This window comes from Nocardia farcinica, from assembly GCF_029867845.1.
Lineage (GTDB): Bacteria > Actinomycetota > Actinomycetes > Mycobacteriales > Mycobacteriaceae > Nocardia > Nocardia farcinica_A.
Map to the genome: position 1 here is coordinate 1 of NZ_JARWRU010000216.1, position 4,614 is coordinate 4,614.

5 protein-coding genes are annotated in these 4,614 nt (G+C 70.5%); all 5 read left to right on the forward strand.

Annotation, left to right across the window (positions count from 1 at the left end):
- The coding region (locus QH283_RS04400) for an FAD-binding protein (RefSeq protein ID WP_280501733.1) at nt 1–826 on the forward strand (826 nt) is incomplete at its 5' end.
- Between the two features lie 26 nt (nt 827–852).
- Nucleotides 853–1,644 (forward strand): SDR family NAD(P)-dependent oxidoreductase, encoded by a 792-nt coding sequence (locus tag QH283_RS04405; RefSeq protein WP_280501734.1) that lies wholly within the window; start codon nt 853–855, stop codon nt 1,642–1,644.
- A 131-nt stretch (nt 1,645–1,775) separates the two neighbouring features.
- A complete protein-coding gene (locus QH283_RS04410) occupies nt 1,776–2,510 on the forward strand; it encodes a 2-keto-4-pentenoate hydratase (protein ID WP_280501735.1) in 735 nt (244 codons plus the stop codon).
- A gap of 10 nt (nt 2,511–2,520) precedes the next feature.
- Nucleotides 2,521–3,477, forward strand: coding sequence for an acetaldehyde dehydrogenase (acetylating) (locus QH283_RS04415; protein WP_280501736.1), 957 nt, complete (start codon nt 2,521–2,523; stop codon nt 3,475–3,477).
- Nucleotides 3,474–4,614, forward strand: a 1,141-nt coding sequence (gene dmpG / locus QH283_RS04420; RefSeq protein ID WP_432420656.1) for a 4-hydroxy-2-oxovalerate aldolase, incomplete at its 3' end; no start/stop codon positions are given. The genes QH283_RS04415 and dmpG, both read left to right, overlap by 4 nt.

A 4,614-nucleotide genomic window follows, 5' to 3' on the forward strand; every position in this document is an offset into this window, starting at 1 on the left:
GCCCGAGGGGGCGTGCCTCGGTTCTACGGGAAACCCCGGCTATGCCATCACCGCCGCCCTGGACCTGGGCGCCGCCGTGGCGCTGATGTATCAGGCCTGGTGGTTCCCCGCCTACGCGCCGCTGCCCGGCGCCGACCCGCTGGTGATGCTCGCCGAGCGGTCGCTGCCCGGCTCGTTCGTGGTGGACCAGACCGGCAGGCGATTCCTCAACGAGGCCACCGACTACATGTCGTTCGGCCAGGCGCTGCTGGAACGGGAGCGGCGCGGTGACCCCGCCGAGCAGATGTGGCTGGTGTTCGACCAGCGCTACCGCAACCGCTACATCATGGCCGGGGCGGTGTTTCCCCGGCAGCCGCTGCCGAAGGCATGGTTCGAGGCGGGCCTGGCCCATCGTGCCGAGGACCCCTCGGCGCTGGCACAGGCGATCGGTGTGCCGCGGGACGCGCTCACCGAGACCTTCCGCGCGATGGCACGGTACGCCGAGACCGGCGTCGACCCCGAGTTCGGTCGCGGTGCGAGCGCCTACGACCGGTACTACGGCGACCCCACCATCGGCCCCAACCCCAACCTCGCCCCGCTGGACAAGCCCCCGTACTACGCGGTGCGGATGGTGCTCAGCGATCTCGGCACCTGCGGTGGCGTGGTGGCGGACGAGCACGCGCGCGTCCTGCGCGAGAACGGCGAGGTGATCGACGGGTTGTACGCCATCGGCAACACCGCCGCCAACGCCTTCGGCGCCACCTACCCCGGCGCGGGCGCGACGATCGGCCAGGGATTGGTCTACGGCTGTATCGCGGCCAGGCACGCGGCTACGGCGCGGGCGTGAACGCCGGTCCCTACTGAGGAGTGCGGATGCAACTGGAGAACAAGGTCGTCGCGGTCACCGGCGCGGGCAACGGCATCGGCAGGCAGACCGCCCTGCGGCTGCTCGCCCGAGGAGCCCGCGTCGCGCTGATCGACCTGCGGGGCGAGTGGCTCGAGGAGACCGCCGAGCTGGCGGGCGCCCAGCGCGATCGGGTGTCGACGCACATCGCCGATATCACCGATCGGTCCGCTGTCGACGCCCTGCCCGCGGCCGTCGCCGCCGCGCACGGACACGTCGACGGTCTGATCAATGTCGCGGGCGTCATCCACCGTTTCGCGCCCGTCGCCGAACTCGAACGCGACGAGATCGAGCGGATCGTGCGCGTCAACTTCTGGGGCACGGTCGACATGTGCCTGGCGTTCCTTCCGGCGCTGCGGCAGCGGCCGGAAGCCGCGCTGGTCAACGTGTCGAGCCTGTCGGGTCTGCTCCCGTTCGCCGGGCAGACCGTCTACAGCGCCACCAAAGGGGCGGTCAAGCAGTTCAGCGAAGGCCTGTACCAGGAGCTGCGCGACACGACGGTGACCGTCACGACGGTGTTCCCCGGAAATATCAGCACGAACCTGACCGGCAACTCGGGGGTGACCATGATCGACTCGGGCGGCCGCCGGGTTCCGGTGACCACGCCCGAACGAACCGCCGAACTCATCGTCGACGGCATGGCGAAAGGGAAGTTCCGCGTGCTCGTCGGCCGGGACGCCACCGCGCTCGACAAACTCGTCCGGCTGGCCCCGCGCTGGGCGACGAACCTGATCGCCCGGCAGATGAACAGCATGCTCTGAACCATGCCGAACCACCGAAAGACCATGCCGCACCACCGAAAGACCATGCCGAACCACCGAGAAGCAGAGGACGGGTCGACGGTGACCTCGGATTCCGCGGTCGAACGGCCGCCGAACGTCTGTTGTACGCGATGCGCCATCACGTGACGGTCGAGCCGGTCAGGGAGTTCATCGGCAGCACCGACATCGACGCGGCCTACCGGGTCCAGCAGCGGCTCACCCGCCACCGGCAGGAGGCGGGCGGGGTGATCGTCGGTCGCAAGATCGGCCTCACCTCGCGGGCGGTGCAGCGCCAGCTCGACGTGGACCAGCCCGATTTCGGGGTGCTGTTCGCCGACATGGACGTCTCGGCCGCGGACCGCATCGACACGACGCGCCTGTTGCAGCCCCGCGCGGAAGCCGAGATCGCCTTCGTGCTCGCCGAAGACCTCGCCGAGGGCGAGCTCGACGAGGCACGCGTCCGCGCGGCCGTCGACTACGCCGTCGCCGCACTGGAACTGGTGGACAGCCGGGTCGCGGGATGGGACATCGCGCTGGCCGACACCGTCGCCGACAACGCCTCGAGCGGACTGTTCGTGTTGTCGGACAATCGTTTCCGGCTCGGCGAGTTCGAGCCGAGGCAGGTGCGCATGCGCATGTACGACGGCGGCGAACTCGTCTCGGCGGGCGACGGCGCCGCATGCCTCGGCGATCCGCTCGCCGCCGTGCTGTGGCTGGCCCGCACCGCCCGCGAATACGGCGAACCGCTGCGCGCGGGCCAGATCATCCTGTCCGGTGCGCTGGGGCCGTTGGCGCCGGTGCGGCCGGGAAGCACCATTCGCGCCGACATCGAGCCGCTCGGTTCGGTGTCGGCGACCTTCACCTGAGAGAGGGCAGATGAGCAAGAGCAAGGTCGCGATCATCGGCTCCGGCAACATTGGCACCGATCTGATGATCAAAGTGCTGCGGTTGTCGGAGACCTTGGAGATGGGCGCCATGATCGGCATCGATGCGGATTCCGACGGGCTGGCCAGGGCGCGGAGACTGAAGGTGCCCACCAGTCACGAGGGCGTGGAGGGGCTGATCGCCTTGCCGGGATTCGACGACATCGACATCGTCTTCGACGCCACCTCCGCTCGCGCGCACCACGCGCACGCGGCCCGGCTCGCCCCCTACGGCAAGACCCTCATCGATCTGACGCCCGCGGCGATCGGCCCGTTCGTGGTGCCGCCGGTGAACCTGACGGCGCACCTGGACGCGGCGGCGGCGAACCTGAACATGGTCACCTGCGGCGGGCAGGCCACCATCCCCATGGTGGCGGCCGTGTCCTCGGTGACCCCGGTCCACTACGCCGAGATCGTCGCCTCCATATCCTCCAAGTCGGCGGGCCCAGGCACCAGGGCCAACATCGACGAGTTCACCGAGACCACCTCGCACGCCATCGAATCCGTCGGCGGCGCGGCGCGCGGCAAGGCCGTCATCGTCCTCAACCCCGCCGAGCCGCCGCTGATCATGCGCGACACCGTGTTCTGCCTGATCGGGGACGCCGACCAGGCGGCGATCGAGGCCGCGGTGCACCGCATGGTGGCCGAGGTCGCCCGCTACGTGCCCGGTTACCGGCTCAAGCAGCAGGTGCAGTTCACCCCGATCCCCGCCGATCAGCCCGTGCACACCCTGGTGCCCGCGGGGCACGGGCCGGTGACCACCCAGGTCTCGATCTTCCTCGAGGTGGAGGGCGCGGCCCATTACCTGCCCGCCTACGCGGGCAATCTCGACATCATGACCTCCGCGGCGCTGCGGGTCGGCGAAGCCGTCGCGGCGCGCAGGACCGAACCGGCAGGAACGACGCGATGACCGAATCCGGCACCACCCTCTACATCCAGGACGTCACGCTGCGTGACGGCATGCACGCCATCCGGCACCGCATCGATCCGGCCGATGTCGGTCGCATCGTGGCCGCGCTGGACGCCGCGGGCGTGGACGCCATCGAGGTGGCCCACGGTGACGGTCTGGCGGGCGGATCGATCAACTACGGCCCCGGCAGTCACACCGACTGGGAATGGCTGGAGGCCGCCGCCGCCAACATCGGCAGCGCGGTGCTCACCAGCCTGCTGCTGCCTGGCATCGGCACCGTCGCCGAACTGGAACGCGCCTACGAGCTCGGTGTGCGCTCGGTGCGCGTCGCCACCCACTGCACCGAGGCGGACGTGGCCGCCCAGCACATCGGCAAGGCGCGGGAGCTCGGCATGGACGTGTCCGGGTTCCTGATGATGAGCCACATGGCCACGCCCGCGACCCTCGCCGCCCAGGCGAAGTTGATGGAAAGCTATGGCGCGCACTGTGTCTACGTCACCGACTCCGGTGGCAGGCTCACCATGGACGGGGTGCGTGAACGCATCCGCGCCTACCGCGACGTGCTCGACCCGGCCACCCAGATCGGCATCCACGCGCACGAGAACCTGTCGTTGTCGGTGGCCAACAGCGTGGTGGCCGTCGAGGAGGGGGTGACCCGGGTGGACGCCTCGCTCGCCGGGCAGGGCGCCGGTGCGGGCAACTGTCCGATCGAGCCGTTCATCGCCGTCGCCGACCTGCTGGGCTGGAAGCACGGCTGCGATCTGTTCGCCCTGCAGGACGCCGCCGACGATCTGGTTCGCCCGCTGCGCGACCGCCCGGTGCAGGTGGACCGGCAGACCCTCACCCTCGGCTATGCCGGGGTGTACTCCTCGTTCCTGCGTCACGCCGAGGCCGCCGCCGAGCGCTACGGGGTCGACGCCCGCACCCTGCTGCTCGAGGTCGGCCGCAGGCAGCTGGTGGGTGGTCAGGAGGACATGATCGTCGACATCGCCCTGGAGATGCGCGCCGCCGCGGGGCGGTGGCCCCCGCGGCGGGGGGTGGGGGCCCGGGGACGCCCGGCGGCGCCCGGAGCCCCCCGACGAGGGGGCCCACCAGCGCCCCCAGCGCTGGTTAAAGGGCCCGGGCGCCGACGGCCAA

What these genes read in the sequence shown, in the direction of transcription:
- QH283_RS04405 (WP_280501734.1), top strand. Translation starts at nt 853, where the DNA reads ATGCAACTGGAGAACAAGGTCGTCGCGGTCACCGGCGCGGGCAACGGC.
- QH283_RS04410 (WP_280501735.1), top strand. Translation starts at nt 1,776, where the DNA reads ATGCGCCATCACGTGACGGTCGAGCCGGTCAGGGAGTTCATCGGCAGC.
- QH283_RS04415 (WP_280501736.1), top strand. Translation starts at nt 2,521, where the DNA reads ATGAGCAAGAGCAAGGTCGCGATCATCGGCTCCGGCAACATTGGCACC.